1 protein-coding gene and 1 pseudogene are annotated in these 846 nt (G+C 62.5%); both read left to right on the top strand.

All coding sequences use genetic code 11. The features are described 5' to 3' along the window. Positions 1-162 precede the first annotated feature (162 nt). Positions 163-312, top strand: a pseudogene (locus AC1DY5_RS57365) (acetaldehyde dehydrogenase); the annotation flags it as partial. An 11-nt stretch (positions 313-323) separates the two neighbouring features. Then, positions 324-846, top strand: a 523-nt coding sequence (gene dmpG, locus AC1DY5_RS57360; RefSeq protein WP_478122995.1) for a 4-hydroxy-2-oxovalerate aldolase, incomplete at its 3' end; no start/stop codon positions are given.

Raw genomic sequence — 846 nt, 5'->3', positions numbered from 1 at the left:
GGACAAATCCGTCCGCAGGGGCTCTGAGGCAATCAGAGCCTCGCAAAACACCCTCAAATCAGCGAAAACGGCTCCCGAAATCGCTGCTTACTGCACCATCTGAAAAACGAGTCTTCGCCGAAGAAGATGACTCGCTTTGGAGGGGAGTATTTCCGCATCCTGCTAAGGACCACGGTGTTTCTGGAAGTGGAGGGCGCGGCCCACTATCTCCCGTCGTACGCGGGCAACCTGGACATCATGACCAGCGCGGCCATGTCGACGGCCGAATGCATCGCACAACGCATGGCCGAGGGCCTAGTCCCCGCCTTTTAGAGGAGTCGAAGATGAACAGGAAGATCTATGTTTCGGACGTGACGCTGCGCGATGGAAGCCATGCGATCCGTCACCAGTACAGCATCGAGCAGGTCCGCAACATCGCGAGAGCATTGGACGAAGCCGGCGTGGATTCCATCGAGGTCGCGCACGGTGACGGCCTGCGAGGGTCGAGCTTCAACTACGGATTCGGCGCACATACCGACGTCGCGTGGATCGAGGCGGCCGCCGGGGTCGTGAAGAAGGCGAAGATCACCACGCTGCTGCTGCCCGGCATCGGGACTGTGCACGACCTGAAGGAGGCCTATGCCGCCGGTGCCCGCATCGTGCGGGTCGCCACGCACTGCACGGAGGCGGACGTCGCCAGGCAGCACATCGAGACCGCCAGGACCTTGGGCATGGAGGCGGTCGGCTTCCTGATGATGAGCCACATGACAACGCCGGAGAAGCTGGCCGCACAGGCCGCGCTCATGGAGAGCTACGGAGCGACCTGCTGCTACGTGGTCGATTCCGGCGGCGCGCTCGGCATGGAGG

This window comes from Variovorax sp. P4_D9 (genome assembly GCF_056401695.1).
The sequence above is the reverse complement of the archived record's forward strand: the minus strand, read 5'-3'. Positions and strand labels throughout refer to the sequence as shown.